General features: G+C 72.9%; 18 protein-coding genes. 3 read left to right on the top strand and 15 right to left on the bottom strand.

Features of this window, described 5'->3' with window-relative positions; translation table 11 throughout:
* Positions 1 to 9: 9 nt before the first annotated feature.
* The 6 genes from FHL79_RS06460 to FHL79_RS06435 form a co-directional block, all read right to left on the bottom strand.
* Positions 10 to 906 (bottom strand): diacylglycerol kinase family protein, encoded by an 897-nt coding sequence (locus tag FHL79_RS06460; RefSeq protein WP_138757792.1) that lies wholly within the window; start codon positions 904 to 906, stop codon positions 10 to 12.
* Positions 907 to 916: 10 nt separating this feature from the next.
* Positions 917 to 1,774: a twin-arginine translocase subunit TatC gene (gene tatC / locus FHL79_RS06455; RefSeq protein WP_138757791.1), complete on the bottom strand. Its 858-nt coding sequence runs from the start codon at positions 1,772 to 1,774 to the stop codon at positions 917 to 919.
* A gap of 88 nt (positions 1,775 to 1,862) precedes the next feature.
* Positions 1,863 to 2,204: a Sec-independent protein translocase subunit TatA gene (tatA, locus tag FHL79_RS06450; protein ID WP_138757790.1), complete on the bottom strand. Its 342-nt coding sequence runs from the start codon at positions 2,202 to 2,204 to the stop codon at positions 1,863 to 1,865.
* A gap of 97 nt (positions 2,205 to 2,301) precedes the next feature.
* On the bottom strand, positions 2,302 to 2,511 hold the full coding sequence (locus FHL79_RS06445) for a hypothetical protein (protein WP_138757789.1): 210 nt from the start codon (positions 2,509 to 2,511) through the stop codon (positions 2,302 to 2,304).
* A 57-nt stretch (positions 2,512 to 2,568) separates the two neighbouring features.
* On the bottom strand, positions 2,569 to 3,534 hold the full coding sequence (locus FHL79_RS06440; protein WP_138757788.1) for a helix-turn-helix transcriptional regulator: 966 nt from the start codon (positions 3,532 to 3,534) through the stop codon (positions 2,569 to 2,571).
* The gene (locus FHL79_RS06435; RefSeq protein ID WP_138757787.1) at positions 3,531 to 4,538 is read right to left on the bottom strand and encodes a helix-turn-helix transcriptional regulator; all 1,008 of its coding nucleotides are present in this window, start codon (positions 4,536 to 4,538) and stop codon (positions 3,531 to 3,533) included. The genes FHL79_RS06440 and FHL79_RS06435 overlap by 4 nt, the downstream gene beginning before the upstream one ends.
* A gap of 62 nt (positions 4,539 to 4,600) precedes the next feature.
* Here FHL79_RS06435 and FHL79_RS06430 point away from each other — a divergent pair, with 62 nt between their 5' ends.
* On the top strand, positions 4,601 to 5,719 hold the full coding sequence (locus FHL79_RS06430; RefSeq protein ID WP_138757786.1) for a DUF3866 family protein: 1,119 nt from the start codon (positions 4,601 to 4,603) through the stop codon (positions 5,717 to 5,719).
* A gap of 1,014 nt (positions 5,720 to 6,733) precedes the next feature.
* Here the strand turns inward: FHL79_RS06430 and pafA are convergent.
* From pafA to FHL79_RS06405, 5 genes are all read right to left on the bottom strand, one after another.
* The gene (gene pafA, locus FHL79_RS06425; RefSeq protein WP_014740626.1) at positions 6,734 to 8,092 is read right to left on the bottom strand and encodes a Pup--protein ligase; all 1,359 of its coding nucleotides are present in this window, start codon (positions 8,090 to 8,092) and stop codon (positions 6,734 to 6,736) included.
* Positions 8,093 to 8,151: 59 nt separating this feature from the next.
* Complete coding sequence (prcA, locus tag FHL79_RS06420) at positions 8,152 to 9,063, bottom strand: proteasome subunit alpha (protein ID WP_138757785.1); 912 nt, start codon at positions 9,061 to 9,063, stop codon at positions 8,152 to 8,154.
* 3 nt (positions 9,064 to 9,066) lie between these two features.
* Positions 9,067 to 9,909: a proteasome subunit beta gene (prcB, locus tag FHL79_RS06415; protein ID WP_171058056.1), complete on the bottom strand. Its 843-nt coding sequence runs from the start codon at positions 9,907 to 9,909 to the stop codon at positions 9,067 to 9,069.
* Positions 9,906 to 10,400, bottom strand: a complete 495-nt coding sequence (locus FHL79_RS26420) for an endonuclease domain-containing protein (protein ID WP_369333683.1) — start codon at positions 10,398 to 10,400, stop codon at positions 9,906 to 9,908. Before FHL79_RS26420 ends, prcB begins: the two co-directional genes overlap by 4 nt.
* 242 nt (positions 10,401 to 10,642) lie before the next feature.
* The gene (locus FHL79_RS06405; RefSeq protein ID WP_014740622.1) at positions 10,643 to 10,852 is read right to left on the bottom strand and encodes a ubiquitin-like protein Pup; all 210 of its coding nucleotides are present in this window, start codon (positions 10,850 to 10,852) and stop codon (positions 10,643 to 10,645) included.
* Between the two features lie 134 nt (positions 10,853 to 10,986).
* Here FHL79_RS06405 and FHL79_RS06400 point away from each other — a divergent pair, with 134 nt between their 5' ends.
* Complete coding sequence (locus tag FHL79_RS06400) at positions 10,987 to 11,532, top strand: 2'-5' RNA ligase family protein (RefSeq protein WP_138757783.1); 546 nt, start codon at positions 10,987 to 10,989, stop codon at positions 11,530 to 11,532.
* On the opposite strand, the gene dop is transcribed toward FHL79_RS06400, so the two are convergent.
* The 3 genes from dop to FHL79_RS06385 form a co-directional block, all read right to left on the bottom strand.
* Positions 11,519 to 13,024 carry a depupylase/deamidase Dop gene (dop, locus tag FHL79_RS06395; RefSeq protein ID WP_138757782.1) on the bottom strand — a complete coding sequence of 502 codons (1,506 nt, stop codon included), beginning with the start codon at positions 13,022 to 13,024 and terminating at the stop codon, positions 11,519 to 11,521. The genes FHL79_RS06400 and dop overlap by 14 nt on opposite strands.
* A 103-nt stretch (positions 13,025 to 13,127) precedes the next feature.
* Positions 13,128 to 14,906 carry a proteasome ATPase gene (arc, locus tag FHL79_RS06390; protein ID WP_138757781.1) on the bottom strand — a complete coding sequence of 593 codons (1,779 nt, stop codon included), beginning with the start codon at positions 14,904 to 14,906 and terminating at the stop codon, positions 13,128 to 13,130.
* 140 nt (positions 14,907 to 15,046) lie between these two features.
* Positions 15,047 to 15,994 carry a tRNA (adenine-N1)-methyltransferase gene (locus FHL79_RS06385; protein ID WP_281283856.1) on the bottom strand — a complete coding sequence of 316 codons (948 nt, stop codon included), beginning with the start codon at positions 15,992 to 15,994 and terminating at the stop codon, positions 15,047 to 15,049.
* A gap of 85 nt (positions 15,995 to 16,079) precedes the next feature.
* Here FHL79_RS06385 and FHL79_RS06380 point away from each other — a divergent pair, with 85 nt between their 5' ends.
* Positions 16,080 to 17,036: a RecB family exonuclease gene (locus FHL79_RS06380; RefSeq protein ID WP_218938351.1), complete on the top strand. Its 957-nt coding sequence runs from the start codon at positions 16,080 to 16,082 to the stop codon at positions 17,034 to 17,036.
* A 40-nt stretch (positions 17,037 to 17,076) separates the two neighbouring features.
* Here FHL79_RS06380 and FHL79_RS06375 read toward each other — a convergent pair whose 3' ends face one another.
* Positions 17,077 to 17,760 (bottom strand): HAD family hydrolase, encoded by a 684-nt coding sequence (locus tag FHL79_RS06375; RefSeq protein WP_138757780.1) that lies wholly within the window; start codon positions 17,758 to 17,760, stop codon positions 17,077 to 17,079.
* Between the last annotated feature and the right edge of the window lie 53 nt (positions 17,761 to 17,813).

The following is a 17,813-nucleotide window of genomic DNA, read 5'->3' as shown; positions in this document are numbered from 1 at the left end:
ACATGGCCCTCAGCGGCGGTCGGTCCCGACGACGGTCAGGGCGCCGGGCACGCAGACCGACACCGCGGGCAGCGGGGACACCGGCTCCCCGTCGGCGTACGTGGTCAGCCCGGCACCGTGCAGGACCACCTCCCGGCCTCGCAGCACCGTCACCGCGGGGTGGTCGACGTGGGTGCCGGCGGCCAGCCGCGGCCGGGTGCGCACCAGCTCCCGCCGGCTCACCGGGCCGACGACGACGACCTCGAGCAGGCCGTCGCCCGGGTCGGCGCCGGGGGCGATCTTCAACCCACCGCCGTACCAGGGGGTGTTGCCGACGGCCACCAGCGTCACCTCCCACGGGCGCCCGACGCCGTCGACGGTGAGCTCCACCTCCCGTGGCCGCAGCCGCGCCAGCTCGGCCAGGATGGCGACGTCGTAGCGGCGGGGACCGCGCGGCCAGCGCAGCCGGTCGGCCCGGTCGGTGACGGCGGAGTCGAAGCCGCAGCACAGCACGGTGGCCCACCAGCGGTCGCCGGTGCGCGCGGCGTCCACCCGCCGCACGGCACCGCTGTGCAGGTCCTCGGCCAGGGCGCGGGCCGCCGCTGCCGGGTCGGCGGGCACCCCGAGGGCCAGCGCCAGGTCGTTGCCGCTGCCGGCCGGGAGCAGGCCCAGCGGCGTCCCGGTGCCCGCGACGGCCTGCAGCGCGGCGTGCGCGGCGCCGTCCCCACCGAGGGCCGCCACCGCGGGAACGCCGTCGGCCACGGCGGCGGCGGCCTGCCGTTCCGCGTCGTCCCGGTCGGTGCCGGTCAGCAGCCGGGGGCGCACCCCGGCGGCGGTCAGCGCCGCGACGACCGCGGCGGTGGCGCGGGCGCCGCGGCCCCGGCCGGCCTGGGCGTTGACCAGGACGGCGACCTCCGGCTGGGGCACGGGACGCCGCTCAGCGCTGGGTCTGCGCCGGCTCGTCCAGCGCGCTCGGCCGGGTGTCCAGCGGGCTGGGGGCAGCATCCAGGGGTGAGGCCTCGTCGTCGTCCAGGCCCTGCAGCCCCAGCGCCGCCTCCCGCTTGGCCCGCCGCTTGTCCACGACCCGGGCGACCTGGATGGCGAGCTCGAACAGCACGCACATCGGCCCGGCCATCAGCAGCATGGTGAACGGGTCCTGAGTGGGGGTGATGAAGGCGGCGAAGACGATGGTGAGGAAGTAGATCCAGCGCCGGGCCTTGGACAGCACCGCGTAGCTGAGCACCCCCACCAGGTTCAGCACGACCGCGATCAGCGGCAGCTCGAAGCTGACCCCGAAGGCCAGCAGCAGCGAGATGACGAAACCGATGTAGTCCTGCGCGGTCAGTGCCACCACCACGCCGTCGCCGGCCAGGCCCAGCAGCAGCCGCAGGCCCGCGGACAGCGAGAGGTAGGCCAGGGCGGCGCCGAGGGCGAACAGCAGCGAGGAGACGGCGACGAAGGAGAGGCCGTAGCGCTTCTCGGAGCGCTTGAGCCCGGGGGTGATGAACGCCCACAGCTGGTACAGCCAGAACGGGGCGGAGAGCACGACACCGGCGATGAAGGCGATCTTCAGCCGGATCAGCGCACCGCCGAACACGTCGGTGACCAGCAGCCCGCAGGTGCCGTCGGCCTCGTTGTAACGCAGGTCGTCGGGCAGGTCGCAGTACGGCGCCCGGATGAAGTCGCCCAGCCCGTGCTCGTACCACCAGAAGGCGACCGCGGTGCCGACCAGCACGAACAGCAGCGCGATGCCCACCCGGTTGCGCAGCTCGCGCAGGTGACCGACCAGGGTCATCGTCGCCGCATCGTCCCGCTCGGGACGCCTCGGCCGGCGGTCCCGCGGACGCGAGGCCATGGTCACGGGCGGGCGCTCGGCAGACGGGTCAGTGCGAGGTGTCGGTCACGGCCGACGACGCGCGGGCCTGCTCGGCGCGCGCCCGGGCCTCGGCGGCCCGGATCTCCATGGCGCGGGCCTCGGCCTCGTAGTCCACCGCGGACGGTGCGACGGTCGGGTCAGGGCTCGGGGTGACGACCGTGCCGGTGACCGGCGTGGTGCGGGCGTGGTCCTTGGCGCGGACGTCGTCGTCCTTCATGCCCTTCATCTCGCCCTTGAAGATCCGCAGCGATCGACCGAGCGACCGCGAGGCGTCCGGCAGCTTCTTGTAGCCGAACAGCAGCAGGATGGCCAGGATGATCAGGCCGATCTCCGCGGGGCCGAGGTTCATGGGGTCCTCCGAGACGTGGGCGTGCCGCCGACTCTACGCCGCAGCGGTGCTGTGATCAGGCCGTGCACGGGCGGTGGACGCCCCGGAGCTGGGCGTTTCAGTCGGCGGTCGCCGACCGGCCCTCCGCTCGCTGGGCGGCGGCCCTCGCCGCGGCCGCCTGGGCCTCGACGAGCAGCGGCTGCACGTCGTCGGTGAGGCCGCGCAGCTCACGGCCGAGCCGCCCGGCCGCACCCAGCAGGCTGTAGGCGAGGGCGCCGAGCACGCCCAGCGCGAGCACGGCGACGACGATCCACACGATCAGCAGCACAGCGAGGACCCTAGCCGCCGGAGCTGTGCGCCCGCCGCGGCCGCACTGCGCTGACCGTCAGTCCGCGTAACGGGCCAGCGCGGCCCGCGCCTCCCCCGCCACCTGGGCGGCCAGCTCGGCGGGCTCGTCCACCGTCGCCGCACCGCCGAGGGAGGCGACCAGCCGGCGGGCCCAGGCGAGGTCCGACGTGCGGACCGCGACGGCCAGGCCGCCGGGCGGGTCACCGACCTCGCCCTGCTCCTCCACCGGGTAGTAGTCGGCGACCCAGCGGGCGGTGCGGGCCAGCCGCAGCCGCACCAGGGGCGCCTCCGCGGGCGGCTGGTAGAGACCGCCGTCCAGGTCGCGCTCGTGCGCCTCCGGGGGCGGGGCGGCCGGCTCGTCGAGCACCGTGACGTCGTCGATCCGGTCCAGCCGGAACAGCCGGGTGCCCTCGACGTTGCGGCACCACGCCTCCAGGTACCAGTGCCCGTCGACCAGCAGCAGCCGCATCGGGTCGACGGTGCGCTCGGTGCGCTCGTCCCGGCTGGGCACGTAGTAGTGCAGGTGCAGGGCGCGCTGACGCTCCAGGCCGGCGCGGACGACGGACAGCGACTGCTCGCGGGCGTCGACGCTGACCACGACCGGCGCGGCGACCTCGGCGGGGTGCCCGGCCGCGGCCGACACCTTGGCCAGGGCGCGGCTGACCGCCTCCCCCTCGGCCAGCCCGGGCAGCTCCAGCAGGGTGCGCAGCGCGACGATCAGCGCCACCGCCTCGTCGGTGCTCAGCCGCAGCGGCCGCACCATGCCGGCGGTGAAGGTGACCCGCACCCGGTCGCCCTCGAAGGCCAGGTCGATCAGGTCGCCGGGGCCGTGCCCGGGCAGCCCGCACACCCACAGCAGGTCCAGGTCGCGGCGCAGCTGGGCCTCGGGGACGCCGAAGTCGGCGGCCGCGTCGGCCAGCCGGACGCCGTCCGGGCGGGCCTGCAGGTAGGGCACCAGGGCCAGCAGCCGGATCATCCGCTCCGCGGTGCTCGGCGTCGTCATGCTCGGTCTCCTCTTCCCCGATCGCCCGGCGCGCGCTCCTCCATCGCGGCGAGCCGGGTCAGCCGGTCGACGACGGCCTGGCGCATCCGCTGCGGTGCCTCGACCAGCACGTCGGGGCCGTAGGAGGCGAGCTCGTCGGCCAGCGCCCACGGCTCGGTGGTGCGCAGCTGCAGCCGGTCGTCACCGTCGTCGGCGGGACCGAGTGGTTCGGCGTGCCGGCGCAGGCCGATGGCGGTGCCGGGGCGGGCGCGGACGATGACCAGGTGCTCCTCGCGGGCCTCTTGCCGGGCGACGACCGAGGCCAGGTCCAGGTCGGCCGGGGGTTCGAAGGCGCCCTCCGGTCCGCTGGGCCGCGGTGTCCCGGTGACCCGGGACAGCCGGAACACCCGCGGCGCCTGCCGGTCGAGGTCGTGCCCGACCAGGTACCAGCGGCCGTGCCAGGCGACCACGCCCCAGGGCTGGACTCGGCGCCGGCTGGCCCGGTCGGCGTCCGGACGACGGTAGTCGAAGGTGAGCTCGCGGCGGTCCCGGGCCGCGGCGTAGCAGGGCTCGAAGGCAGGTTCGCCGGCGTCCAGGCGGGGCTGGATCTGGATGCCGCGGGTCTGGTCGACCTCGATGCCGGCGGCCCGCAGCTTCACCAGCGCGCTCTGCGCGGCGCCGGCGAGCTGCGCGGACTGCCACAGCCGCAGCGCCAGGCCGACCGCCGCGGCCTCCTCGCCGGTGAGGGTGATCTCGGGCAGCTCGTAGTCGGCGCGGGCGATGCGGTAGCCGTCCTCGGTGTCGAAGACGCTGGTGCGGCCGGTCTCCAGCGGGACGCCGATCTCACGCAGCTCGGCCTTGTCCCGCTCGAACATGCGCTTGAACGCCTCGTCGGCCCGCTCCGTGCCGTCGTCGGGCTCGTAGCCGGGGACCGTGTCGCGGATCTTCGCCGCCGACACGTACTGCCGGGTGCCGAGCAGGGCGATGACCAGGTTGACCAGTCGTTCTGCCCGCTTGGCTGCCACGCGCACAGGCTAGTGCCCTGGCCCTCCGGCCTCCCCGGCGATCGGCTGACTAACCTGCCCCGGTGACCAGCGACTCCTCCCCCGTGCCCGGCAGCCGGATCCGCTGGCGCCGCGGCCGGGTCACCGAGCTCGGCCGGTCCTGGCGGGACGCCCAGGAGATGACCGTCGAGGTGGACGGCGACGGGACGCTCCGGGCGCTGGCCCACCCCTCGGTCGTCGGCTCCCCCCGGGTCGGGGACGACGTGCTGCTCAACACCACCGCGTGGGCGCAGCGGCTGGGCACCGGCGGCTACGCGCTGGTCGTCGCCGTCCCCGACCGGCTGCCGGCCGACCCGACCGGCCCCGGACACCTGGTGAAGGGCCGGTACACGCCGCTGCAGGTGACCGTGCAGGGCGTGGACGAGCAGGACACCGAGCACCACCAGCTGATCGCCGAGGCCGAGGACCTGGGCGGCATGCCGGTGGTCGTGGCGGACCTGCACTCGGCGCTGCCCGCGGTCCTCGCCGGGGTGCAGGCCACCGACCCGGCGCTGCGGGTCGCCTACGTGATGACCGACGGCGGGGCGCTGCCGGCGGCGTTCTCCCGCACCCTGGACTCGCTGGCCGACTCGCTGGCCGGGGTGGTGACCGTCGGCCAGGCGTTCGGCGGGGACCTGGAGGCGGTCACCGTGCACACCGGGCTGCTGGCCGCCCGGCACGTGCTGCACGCCGACGTCACGATCGTCACCCAGGGCCCGGGCAACCTCGGCACCGGGACGCCGTGGGGCTTCTCCGGGGTGGCCGCCGGTGAGGCCTGCAACGCGGTGCACGTGCTGGGCGGGCAGACCGTGGGGGCGCTGCGGATCTCCGAGGCCGACCCGCGGCCCCGGCACCGCGGGGTGTCCCACCACTCGCTGACCGCGTTCGGGCGGGTGGCGCTCGGCGGGGTGTACCTGGTGGCCCCCCGCGGGCTGGGCTCGGAGCTGGGCAGCCAGGTCGAGGAGGACCTGGCGGGCCAGCCGCAGCGCAACCCGATCGAGTGGGTCGACAGCGACGGGCTGGAGACGGCGCTGCGGGACGTCGGCGTCCCGCTGTCGACGATGGGCCGTGGGCTCGACGAGGACCGTGCCTACTTCCTGGCCGCAGCGGCTGCCGGCCGGTACGCGGCTCAGCTGACCCTGTTCGGTCCACTGTCGGCCTGACCTGCGGACCTCCCACCCCGGTGTCCGCCCGGGCTCGCACCTGTCCCTCCAGCTGCGAGTCCGCGCCCGTCAGGGAACAGCTTCAAGTGGCCGGCACCCCGACGTCAGCCGTCCGTCGGGGCCGTCGCTGTCACTGCTGAGCTCTTCCTGTCGGAAGGGCGACGCGCTCTGTTGGGCATAACGGTTGTATGTCCCGGAAGGGCGCAGATGGCGGGCGATGTCGGAACGGTGTCATCCGCCGTCGTCGGGGTCTGTCCGCGCGCCGACGGAGCGTCGCGACAGTTGGGGATAACGGTAGGTGTGAGATCTTCGGGTGCCCCTTGGTCGTGGGTCCGCTCCCCGAGGCGAAGCCGACCAGCACGGCGATCCGACACCGAGCCCTCCCCGTCGCCGGCCATGGATCTGCCCTGGCGGCACCCGCCGGGTCCTGCAGTTGGTCGGCGCGCCCTGGGTCGGGCGGCCACCCCGGCGGCACCACTCCCTCGCCCCGGGCTGGGTCGGCGACCGGTTGGGCCCCTCTCCCTGGCACCGCTCCCCCGGTTCGGGCCTCCTGCCCCACGCCAAGCGTCATCCCATTCGCTGCGCACGGACGTGCGTGGCGACCCGCCATGTCTCCGGCCGCCTGGAGGACCGGTTGCATGCAGGGCGCCCTTGTCCACCGGCGCGGTCGGTGCGGGTGAGCCGTTCATGAGCCGCCAGTTGGGGATAACGGCGGACAACCGAGGGCGACGCCGGCCGGCATCTGGCGGCCACCAGCGCGCCTCGTCCACCGACGCGACCAGGGCGTCGGTCAGCCGTTCGAGCTGCGTGGCTCAGGTCGATCCGGGGAACGTCGGCCGCACGTACCGCCCCCGCGGCGAAGCGGCTGACCGGGTACCGGTCCGGGGGCCCGCTGCCCCGCTCAGCGCAGGCCGGAGGTGCCCACCTGCCGTTCCGGACCTGCTGGAGGCACAGCCGCCGGCGGCCTGGGCCGGACGGCAGGAGTTCCGCGCGGCTCCCACCGCGCAGCGGCGCCTACATCGACGCGATCAGCTTCTCCACCCGCTCGTCGACGGCCTTGAACGGGTCCTTGCAGAGGACGGTCCGCTGGGCCTGGTCGTTGAGCTTGAGGTGCACCCAGTCGACGGTGAAGTCGCGCCGCTTCTCCTGCGCCCGGCGGATGAACTCGCCGCGCAGCTTGGCCCGGGTGGTCTGTGGCGGCACGTTCTTGGCCTCGAAGATCGCCGGGTCGTGGGTCACCCGGTCGACCTGCCCGGCGTTCTCCAGCAGGTAGTAGAGCCCCCGACCGCGGCGGATGTCGTGGTAGGCGAGGTCCATCTGGGCCACCCGCGGGCTGGACAGCGGGAGGTCCCGCTTGCCCCGGTACCGCTCGATGAGCTGGTACTTGATGGCCCAGTCGATCTCGCGGTCGATCAGGCTCAGGTCGCCGCCGTCGATGGCCTTGAGGGTGCGCCCCCACAGCTCGAGCATCTGCCGGTGCACCGGCCCGTAGCCCTCGCGCTCGACGAACTCGGCGGCCCGGTCGTGGTACTCCTGCTGGATCTCCAGCGCGGACATCTCCCGGCCGTTGGCCAGCCGCACCTTGCGCCGCCCGGTCATGTCGTGGCTGATCTCGCGGATCGCCCGGATCGGGTTCTCCAGCGTCATGTCCCGCAGCACGACGCCCTGCTCGATCATCCGCAGCACCAGGTCGGTGATGGTGACCTTGAGCAGCGTCGTCGTCTCGCTCATGTTGGAGTCGCCGACGATCACGTGCAGCCGCCGGTAGCGCTCGGCGTCGGCGTGCGGCTCGTCGCGGGTGTTGATGATCGGCCGGGAGCGGGTGGTGGCGCTGGAGACGCCCTCCCAGATGTGCTCGGCGCGCTGGCTGACGCAGTAGACGGCACCGCGGGGGGTCTGCAGGACCTTGCCCGCGCCGACGACCATCTGCCGGCTCACCAGGAACGGGATCAGCACGTCGGCCAGCCGGCTGAACTCGCCGTGCCGGCCGACGAGGTAGTTCTCGTGGCAGCCGTAGCTGTTGCCGGCCGAGTCGGTGTTGTTCTTGAACAGGTAGATGTCGCCGGTGACGCCCTCTTCGTTCAGGCGCTGCTCGGCATCGATCATCAGGCCCTCGAGGATCCGCTCCCCCGCCTTGTCGTGGACGACGAGCTCGGTGACGTCGTCGCACTCGGCGGTGGCGTACTCGGGGTGGCTGCCCACGTCGAGGTACAGCCGGGAGCCGTTCCGCAGGAACACGTTGGAGCTGCGTCCCCAGGAGACGACGCGGCGGAACAGGTAGCGCGCCACCTCATCAGGTGAGAGGCGTCGCTGCCCCTTGAAGGTGCACGTGACGCCGTACTCGGTCTCGATGCCGAAGATCCGTCGTTCCACCCCGCTCAGCCTAGGCGTCCGCGGCGCGCTCGGCTCGTGTCCCGAGCGCGCCGCGCCGCTCACTGGTCTCGGGTCGTGCTGTCGCCGTCGGTGCCGCCGCCGACGCCGTCCTGGGTGCCCGGCTGGACGGACGCCTGCTCGGCACCTCCGGCGGTGTCGACCGCCGCCGGGTCACCCAGGCCCGGCGGGGTGCCCGGTGCCGGAGCGCTGGGCGCATGGCCGGTGGCCACCTCGGCCGGCGCTGCCTCCTCGGGGGCCGGCTGGTCGGCGAGCAGTGCGGCCAGCGCGGCGCCCACGACCCGGCGGAAGGCCCGCTTGGGACGGCGCCGGTCCAGGACGGCGACCTCGATCTGCTCGGCGGGGAGCTGCTCGTGCCCTCCCCCGTTGGCCGCCGTCGCCGGGCTGACCGCGGACAGCGCCTGCACGCCCACCCGCAGCGCCTCGGCGAGGCCGAGACCGTGGGTGAAGTGCTGCCGCAGGTTCGCGGTGACCGCGTCGGCCTGACCGCCCATGACGACGAAGTCGGGTTCGTCGACGATCGACCCGTCGAAGGTCAGCCGGTAGAGCTGGTCGGACTCCGGGGTGTCGCCGACCTCGGCGACGCACAGTTCCACCTCGAAGGGCTTCATCTGCTGGGTGAAGACCTCACCGAGGGTCTGCGCGTAGGCGTTGGCGATGACCCGGCCGGTGACGTCACGGCGGTTGTAGGAGTAGCCGCGGACGTCGGCCAGCCGGATGCCGGCGACCCGCAGGCTCTCGAACTCCGAGTACCGGCCGACGGCGGCGAAGCCGATCCGGTCGTAGAGCTCGCTGACCTTGTGCAGGGTGGAGCTGGGGTTCTCGGCGATGAACAGGACGCCGTCGGCGTAGGTGAGCACGGCGACGCTGCGACCGCGGGAGATGCCCTTGCGGGCGTACTCCGAGCGGTCCCGCATGACCTGTTCGGCGGAGGCGTAGTACGGCATGGTCATGGCTCAGCCCTCCCGCTCGGCGGCGGCCCGGTCGGCGACGATCGCCTCGGCGACGGCGGCGACCTCGTCGTCGGTCAGTCGGACCGCGCCCTCGGCGTCGACCCGGTACACGATCGGGTAGAGCCGCCGGACGGGATCAGGACCACCGGTGGCGGAGTCGTCGTCGGCGGCGTCATAGAGGGCCTCGACGAGAGCGCGGGTGGCGGCGTCGGCGGACAGGCCCGAGCGCCACGTCTTCTTCAGCGAGTTCTTGGCGAACAGCGAGCCGGAGCCGACCGAGGCGTAGCCGCGCTCCTCGTAGTTCCCGCCGGTGACGTCGTAGCTGAAGATCCGGCCGGGGCTCGCACCCTCGGCGGCGTCGAGGTCGTACCCGGCGAAGAGCGGGACGACGGCCAGGCCCTGCATCGCCGCGCCGAGGTTGCCGCGGATCATGCCGGCGAGGCGGTTGGCCTTGCCGTCGAGGGACATCGTCATCCCCTCGATCTTCTCGTAGTGCTCGAGCTCGACCTGGTACAGCCGGACCATCTCGATCGCGATGCCCGCGGCGCCGGCGATGCCGATGACCGACCAGGAGTCCGCGGCGTAGACCTTCTCGATGTCACGGCTGGAGATGAGGTTGCCCATGGTCGCCCGCCGGTCGCCGCCCATCAGGACGCCGCCGTCGAAGGTGACCGAGACGATCGTGGTGCCGTGCGGGGCGAGCTCTGCGACCGACACCGCCGGCAGGGTGCGTCGGCCGGGCAGCAGGTCGGGGGCGGCAGTGCCCAGGAAGTCGGTGAACGAAGAGCCCACCCGGTCCAGATAGGCGGGGGTGAACCCGCTCCGGGCAGCTGACGTGTCGCTCACCCATCCACCTCTCTCGCCGCCGGCAGTGCGCGGCCTCGACTGCACAGATCCGTCCGTCGAGTGCCCGGCGGACGTCGTCGTGACCCTACCGGCGGGGAGCCGACTCGGCCGCTGACCTGCTGCCGACGCTGCGCCAGCGGCCGCGGACGCTCCAGTCGCTGCTCGTCACGGTGCTCCTCGACGTAGTCGGCGGCCGCCCGAAGGAGTTCCGGGTCATCCCGGTACAGCCCGAGCCCGAAGTTGCATCGCTGGCAGAGCAAGGACCGGATCTTGCCCGACCCATGGTCATGATCCAGGTGTTCAGGGCTTTGATCGCCACAGATGGCACAGCGATCTGACTGAGCGCGCCGCAACTGGTCGACCTGAGACCTGCTCATCCCGTACCTGCGCCGCCAGTAGGTCTCGTTCTGGGAGCGGCGCTTGCAGGCGAGACACGTGCTCCCGAACCCCGATGACTGCCCCGAGTTCCGCGAGTAGTTCTCGTGGGACACCGCTTGCCGGCAGCTCGGACACCAGCGGAAACCATCCGGAACCCAGGAGAGGTCTCGCACCTCCAGCCCTTGCGCTGCTCGCGATCGCCGGTACCACTCACCGTTGCGCCGGCGATTACACGGCAAGCAGTAGAAGGAGAGCCCGTCCGGCTGCGTCCGATTACGCCCGAACGCATTCGCTGGCTTGTCTTCGCCGCAGGCCGGACACGTCTTCACGTCAGTGACTCAGCGTGCCGAGACGATCACTGACCGCCCTTCTGAACGTAGGAGCGCACGAACTCCTCCGCGTTCTCCTCCAGCACCCCGTCGATCTCGTCCAGGAGGGAGTCGACGTCCTCGGTGACCTCCTTGGTGCGCTCGGAGACGTCGGTGTCGACCGACGCCTCGACCTCCTCGGTCTCCTCGCGCGACCGCGTGGCCCGCTGCTGCCCGCCGGTGTCCCTGGTGGCCATCTCGTCCTCCTGAGCTCGGTGCTGGGTCGGTACTGGAGCTGAAGCTACCCGCGTGGTGTGACAGTTCGCCGTCGTCGCGCCGTGGAGGGGAAAAGCCGTCGGCCGCGTCGGCCCGCGCCGCCTACGGTCACCCGGTGGCCGAGGACTCCGCGCTCTCCGGGCTGGTCGTCCTCGTCCCCGAGGCGGAGCCGGTCATCGGCCGGCAGCGGCAGCTGCTGGACGAGAACGCCTCGCAGGGAGCCCCGGCCCACGTGACCGTGCTCTTCCCCTTCGCCCCGCCGTCCGCGCTGGACGAGTCGACTCTTGCCGCGATCGGCGCAGCCGTCGCCAGCGTGCCCGCCTTCGACCCCGAGTTCCGGCGGACCGCCTGGTTCGGCGACGACGTCTTGTGGCTCGCCCCCGAGGACCCCCAGCCCTTCCGCGAGCTCACCGGCCGGCTGCACGCCGCCTTCCCGCAGCACCCGCCGTTCGAGGGGCGGTTCCCCGACGCGGTCCCGCACCTGACGGTCGGCCACCGGCACTCCCGGCCGCTGCTCGAGGCGGCCGAACGCGAGGTCCTGGCCGAGCTGCCGGTCAGCGGCCGCGCGACCGAGGTCGTCCTGCTCGCGCGGGACGCACCCGGCGACCGGTGGGCGGTCCGGGCGACGTTCCCCCTCGGGTGCGGGCTCAGCCCCCGGTGATCGTGTCCACGAGCTCCACCGCCGACGACGTCGAGTCGAACAGCGCACCCACGTGCTCGCGGGTCCCGCGCAGCGGCTCCATGGTCGGGATGCGCACCAGGTTCTCCCGGCCGACGTCGAAGACGACCGAGTCCCAAGAGGCCGCCGCGACCTGGGCGGGGTAGCGCCGCAGGCACTCGCCGCGGAAGAAGGCCCGGGTGTCGGTCGGCGGGTGGGTCATCGCGCGGGTGACCTCCTCGTCGGTGAGCAGCCGCTGCATCGAGCCGCGGGCGACCAGCCGGTGGTACAGCCCCTTGTCCGGCCGCACGTCGGAGTACTGCAGGTCGACGAGCTTGAGCCGGGCGTCCCCCCACTGCAGGCCGTCGCGCTGCCGGTAGCCCTCCAGCAGCCGCAGCTTGGCCGGCCAGTCCAACCGGTCGGCCAGCCGCATCGGGTCGACGCTGAGGTCCTCGAGCACCTCGGCCCACCGCCGCAGCACGTCCGCGGTCTGCTCGTCGTCGGCGCCGGTGGCCGCGACGAACCGCTGGGCCATGCCCAGGTACTCCTGCTGCACCTCGATGGCGGTCAGCCGCCGCCCGTCGCGCAGCCGCACCCGGTGGGTCAGCGAGGGGTCGTGGCTGATCGCCCGCAGCGCGTCCACCGGGTCCTCGATCGTGAGGTCCCGCGTGAGCGCCTTGGCCTCGATCATCGCCAGGACCAGCGACGCCGTCCCGACCTTGAGGTACGTGGACAGCTCGGCGAGGTTGGCGTCCCCGATGATCACGTGCAGCCGGCGGTACTTGTCGGCGTCGGCGTGCGGCTCGTCCCGGGTGTTGATGATCGGTCGCTTGAGGGTCGTCTCCAGCCCGACCTCGACCTCGAAGAAGTCGGCCCGCTGGGAGAGCTGGAACCCCTGGGTGCGCCCCTCGGTGCCGATGCCCACCCGGCCGGCGCCGGCGAACACCTGGCGGGTCACGAAGAACGGGATGAGGCCGCGGATGATGTCGATGAACGGCGTCCGGCGGTCCATCAGGTAGTTCTCGTGCGAGCCGTACGAGGCGCCCTTGCCGTCGGTGTTGTTCTTGTACAGCTGGATGGGCTGGGTGCCGGGGACCCGGGCCGCGCGGCGGGCCGCCTCGGCCATGATCTTCTCCCCCGCCTTGTCCCAGAGGACCACGTCGCGCGGGTTGGTCACCTCCGGCGTCGAGTACTCCGGGTGCGCGTGGTCGACGTAGAGCCGGGCGCCGTTGGTCAGGATGACGTTGGCCATCCCGGCGTCGTCATCCAGGTCGTTGTGGTCCAGCGCGCTCGCCGGCGACAGGTCGAACCCGCGGGCGTCGCGCAGCGGCGACTCCTCCTCGAAGTCCCACCGCGGCCGCCGGGGCGTCGGCGCCTCGGCCACGGCCCAGGCGTTCACCACCTGGCTGGACAGCGTCGTCGGGTTCGCACCCGGCTGCCCCGGCACGGAGATCCCGTACTCGAGTTCGGTGCCCATCACCCGTCGCACGCTCATGGGGCCAGGTTAGGCGGCGCGGGGAACGGGCCGGTGACCGGCGGACCAACGCGGACCGGCCCCCGCCGCGAGGTGCGACGAGGGCCGGTCCAGGTGCCGCGGGTTACAGGTACTGGCCGGTGTTGGTGGCGGTGTCGATCGCCCGGCCGCTCTCCGGGCCCTTGCCGCTGATGAGCGTGCGGATGTAGACGATCCGCTCGCCCTTCTTGCCCGAGATCCGCGCCCAGTCGTCGGGGTTGGTCGTGTTGGGCAGGTCCTCGTTCTCCTTGAACTCGTCCACGCACGCGGCCATCAGGTGCCCGACCCGAAGGCCCCCGACGCCGGTCTCCAGCCGGTCCTTGATCGCCATCTTCTTGGCCCGGTCGACGATGTTCTGCAGCATCGCGCCGGAGTTGAAGTCCTTGAAGTACAGGACCTCCTTGTCACCGTTGGCGTAGGTGACCTCCAGGAAGCGGTTCTCCTCGGTCTCGGTGTACATCCGCTCGACGGTGCTCTGGATCATCCCGGCGATCGTCGCCTCACGGCTGCCGCCGTGCTCGGCCAGGTCGTCGGTGTGGATCGGCAGCGTCGTCGTCAGGTACTTGCTGAAGATGTCCCGGGCAGCCTCGGCGTCGGGCCGCTCGATCTTGATCTTCACGTCCAGCCGGCCGGGCCGCAGGATGGCCGGGTCGATCATGTCCTCGCGGTTGGAGGCGCCGATGACGATGACGTTCTCCAGCCCCTCGACGCCGTCGATCTCGCTGAGCAGCTGCGGGACGATCGTGCTCTCCACGTCGGAGGACACCCCGGACCCGCGGGTCCGGAAGATGGAGTCCATCTCGTCGAAGAAGACGATGACCGGCGTGCCCTCGCTGGCCTTCTCCCGGGCCCGCTGGAACACCAGGCGGATGTGCCGCTCGGTCTCCCCGACGTACTTGTTGAGCAGCTCGGGGCCCTTGATGTTGAGGAAGAAGGACTTCCCCTGGCTCGTGTCGTTGTCGCCGTTCATCTCGGCGACCTTCTTGGCCAGCGAGTTGGCCACCGCCTTGGCGATCAGCGTCTTGCCGCACCCGGGCGGCCCGTAGAGCAGGATGCCCTTCGGCGGCCGCAGCTCGTACTCGTGGAACAGGTCGGCGTGCAGGAACGGCAGCTCGACCGCGTCGCGGATCTGCTCGATCTGCCGGGACAGGCCACCGATGTCGGTGTAGTCGATGTCGGGGACCTCTTCGAGGATGAGCTCCTCGACCTCGCTCTTGGGGATTCGCTCGTACACGTAGCCCGACCGGGTCTCCAGCAGCAGCGAGTCACCGCTGCGCAGCGGCTGGCCCTCCAGGGAGTCGGCGAGCCAGACCACCCGCTCCTCGTCGGTGTGCCCGATGACCAGCGCCCGGCGTGGGATGCCCGGCACCGGCTCGAGCAGCTCCTTGAGCATGACCACGTCGCCGGCCCGCTCGAAGCCGCGCGCGGCCACCACGTTCATCGCCTCGTTGAGCATGACCTCCTGGCCGTGCAGGAGCTCCTCGACCTCGATCGTCGGGGACACCGACACCCGCAGCTTGCGGCCGCCGGTGAACACGTCGACGGTGCCGTCCTCGAACCGCTCCAGGAAGATGCCGTAACCGGAGGGCGGCTGGCCGAGCCGCTCGACCTCCTCCTTGAGCGTGACCAGCTGCTCGCGCGCCTCGCGCAACGTGCCGGCCAGCTTGTCGTTGCGCTCGGACAGGAAGGCCGCGCGGCCCTCTGCCTCGGCCAGCCGCTCCTCCAGCGCGCGCACCTGGCGCGGGCTGTCGGACACCTTGCGTCGCAGCAGCCCGATCTCCTCCTCGAGGTAGGAGATCTGGCTGATCAGCGAGGCGACGTCACGCTCACGTCGCGCTCGGAACTCGTCGGGACCCACGGTCATCGCGCACCTCCGCACACCATCGGGGGCCAGGGAGCCAATCTATACACGCGAGCCCCGACGTCGCCGCACCCTGCGCGACGCCCGCGTCCGATGGTCCTCGACGTCATCCCCCCGACATCGGACAGCAAACGACAGTGCGGTCAGACCAGCTTCTTGCGGCGCTGCCGCATCGGCGCGACGGCCCCCTCGGCGAGCCGCCGGGCGGTGACGAGGAAGGCGGTGTGGGCGACCATCCGGTGCTCGGGCCGGACGGCGAGGCCCTCGGCGTGCCAGGGGCGCAGCAGCGTCTCCCAGGCGTACGGCTCGGTCCACACGCCCTGCGCCCGCAGCCCCTCCACGTAGGCCGACAGCTGCGTCGTCGTGGCCACGTACCCGACGAGGACGCCGCCGGGCCGCAGCGCGGCGGCGACGGTGGGCAGCACCGCCCAGGGCTCGAGCATGTCCAGGACGACGCGGTCCACCACCTCGGCGGCCGGGTGCTGGTCGAGGTCGCCCAGCCGCAGCGACCAGTTGGCCGGCACCTCGCCGAAGAACGCCCCGACGTTGCCTCGCGCGACGTCGGCGAAGTCCTCCCGCCGCTCGTAGCTGGTCAGCGTGCCGTGCTCCCCGACGGCGCGCAGCAGCGAGCAGCTCAGCGCACCGGACCCGGCGCCGGCCTCGAGCACCCGCATGCCGGGGCCGATGTCGCCGAACCCGACGATCTGCGCGGCGTCCTTGGGGTAGATGACCTGCGCCCCGCGGGGCATGGACAGCACGAAGTCGGCCAGCAGCGGGCGCAGCGCCAGGTACCCGGTGTTCGCGGTCGAGTGGACGACCGACCCCTCGGGCGCACCGATCAGCTCGTCGTGGCTGATCGCGCCGCGGTGGGTGTGGAACTCCTTGCCCGGGGTCAGCACGACGGTGTGGTGCCGGCCCTTGGGGTCGGTCAGCTGCACCCGGTCACCCACCCGGAAGGCCCCCTCGACCGGCTCGGGAGCCTCGGTCGGCGCGGGCTCCCCGGCGACCACGACCGGCTCCAGCGGCACCTCGGCGAGCACCTCGCCCGGGGTCGGGGTCTCGTCGGCCGGGTGCTGCTGCTGTACGTCCACGTGAGAGGAGGGTACGGACGGCGATCAGCGGCGCTCCCGGCGCGCACACGCGGGAATGTCGGAGGGTCCACCTAGCCTCGGGTCCATGACGGTGACGCTGGAGACCGAGCAGACCGTGGACACCGCTGCGGAGCGGGCGACGGCGGCCGACACGGCCCCTCGCCGCCCGTCCCTCTCCCCCTCCCGGGCCGCCGACTTCAAGACCTGCCCGCTGCTGTACCGCTTCCGCACCATCGACCGGCTGCCGGAGAAGAAGTCGCGGGCCGCGGTGCGGGGCACGCTGGTGCACGCCGTGCTGGAGAAGCTCTACGACCTCCCGCCGGCCGAGCGCACCGTCGAGGCGGCCCAGACCCTGGTCGCGCCGGCCTGGGCGGAGCTGCGCGCCGAGCCGGGCATCGCCGAGCTCTTCGAGGTCACCGAAGGGGCAGAGGGCGCTGAGGGCGCTGAGCCGGCCGGGCCCGCGGGCGACGGGGGCCTGGAGGCGTGGCTCGCCTCGGCCGGGCAGCTGGTGGAGACCTACTTCCGGTTGGAGGACCCGACCCGCATCCAGCCGGACGGCCGGGAGGAGCTGGTCGAGGTCACGTTGCCCGACGGGCTGCTGCTCCGCGGCTTCGTCGACCGGCTCGACGTCGCCCCCACCGGTGCCCTGCGGGTCGTGGACTACAAGACCGGTGCGGTGCCGCGGGAGGCGTTCGAGGCCAAGGCGCTGTTCCAGATGAAGTTCTACGCACTGGTGCTGTGGCGCACCCGCGGGGTGGTCGCCGCGCAGCTGAAGCTGCTCTACCTCAAGGACGGCGACGCGCTCACCTACTCCCCCGACGAGGCCGAGCTGCTGCGCTTCGAGCGGACCCTGCAGGCGATCTGGGCGGCGATCGAGCGGGCCGTGGCCACCGGCGACTTCCGGGCGAACAAGACCCGGCTGTGCAGCTGGTGCGACCACCAGGCGCTCTGCCCCGCGTTCGGCGGGACCCCGCCGCCCTTCCCGGCCGACGCAGCCGCGGCCGCCGGCTGGCGCACGACCCTCCCGGTCACCCCCGCCTGACCCGGCTCAGCGGCGCGCCGGGTCTCTCGGGCGGGCGGGCTCAGGCAGGCAGTTCGAGCGGCTCGCCGGCGCCCAGCAGCTCCTCAAGGTCGCCGACGGTGAGGCCGACGAGGGTCCCCCGCAACACCAGACCGGGCCGCGGATCCAGTGACTGTAACGAGGGCACGCCCAGCACGACCGCACCCGCGGCCAGGCCGGCGGTCACCCCGACCGCCGAGTCCTCGACCACGAGGCTCGACCCGGGGTCGACCCCCAGGGCGGCCATCGCCTGCCGGTAGGGCGCGGGGTCGGGCTTGCGGGCCGGCACCTCGTCGCCGCAGACGGTGACGTCGAACGGCGGGTGACCGAGCTCGGCGGTGAACCGGTCCAGCACGATGCTCGCGATCCGGCGCGCCGTCGTCGTCACCAAGGCCGTCGCCACACCGGCGTCCCGGACGGCGGTCAGCAGCTCCCGGGCGCCGGGACGCCAGGGGACGCCGCGGCTGCTCATCAGGGCCGCGGTCCGGTCCTCCACCCACCGGGCGTCCTCGGCGTGCTGCTGCTCGGTGCGGGTGGTGCCCAGGTCGGCGTACAGGATCCCCATGGCCACCGGCATGGAGGTGCCGACCGTGCGCCCCCGGGCGCCGTCGGACAGCTCCCCGCCCAACTGCCCGGCGAGTTCGGACAACGCCTCGCCCCACAGCTCCTCGGTCTCCACCAGCGTGCCGTCCATGTCGAACAGCACAGCCTCCAGTGGCTGTAAGCCCCGGTTCAGAGGCTCACCCTGAGCCTGCGAAG

It is taken from the genome of Modestobacter altitudinis (assembly GCF_005930475.1).
In the GTDB taxonomy this organism is placed as follows: domain Bacteria; phylum Actinomycetota; class Actinomycetes; order Mycobacteriales; family Geodermatophilaceae; genus Modestobacter; species Modestobacter altitudinis.
This window is presented reverse-complemented; position numbering and strand designations above follow the sequence as displayed.

What these genes read in the sequence shown, in the direction of transcription:
- tatC (WP_138757791.1), bottom strand. Translation starts at nt 1,774, where the DNA reads ATGACCCTGGTCGGTCACCTGCGCGAGCTGCGCAACCGGGTGGGCATC.
- tatA (WP_138757790.1), bottom strand. Translation starts at nt 2,204, where the DNA reads ATGAACCTCGGCCCCGCGGAGATCGGCCTGATCATCCTGGCCATCCTG.
- FHL79_RS06440 (WP_138757788.1), bottom strand. Translation starts at nt 3,534, where the DNA reads ATGACGACGCCGAGCACCGCGGAGCGGATGATCCGGCTGCTGGCCCTG.
- prcA (WP_138757785.1), bottom strand. Translation starts at nt 9,063, where the DNA reads ATGACCATGCCGTACTACGCCTCCGCCGAACAGGTCATGCGGGACCGC.
- FHL79_RS06405 (WP_014740622.1), bottom strand. Translation starts at nt 10,852, where the DNA reads ATGGCCACCAGGGACACCGGCGGGCAGCAGCGGGCCACGCGGTCGCGC.
- dop (WP_138757782.1), bottom strand. Translation starts at nt 13,024, where the DNA reads ATGAGCGTGCGACGGGTGATGGGCACCGAACTCGAGTACGGGATCTCC.
- arc (WP_138757781.1), bottom strand. Translation starts at nt 14,906, where the DNA reads ATGACCGTGGGTCCCGACGAGTTCCGAGCGCGACGTGAGCGTGACGTC.
- FHL79_RS06380 (WP_218938351.1), top strand. Translation starts at nt 16,080, where the DNA reads ATGACGGTGACGCTGGAGACCGAGCAGACCGTGGACACCGCTGCGGAG.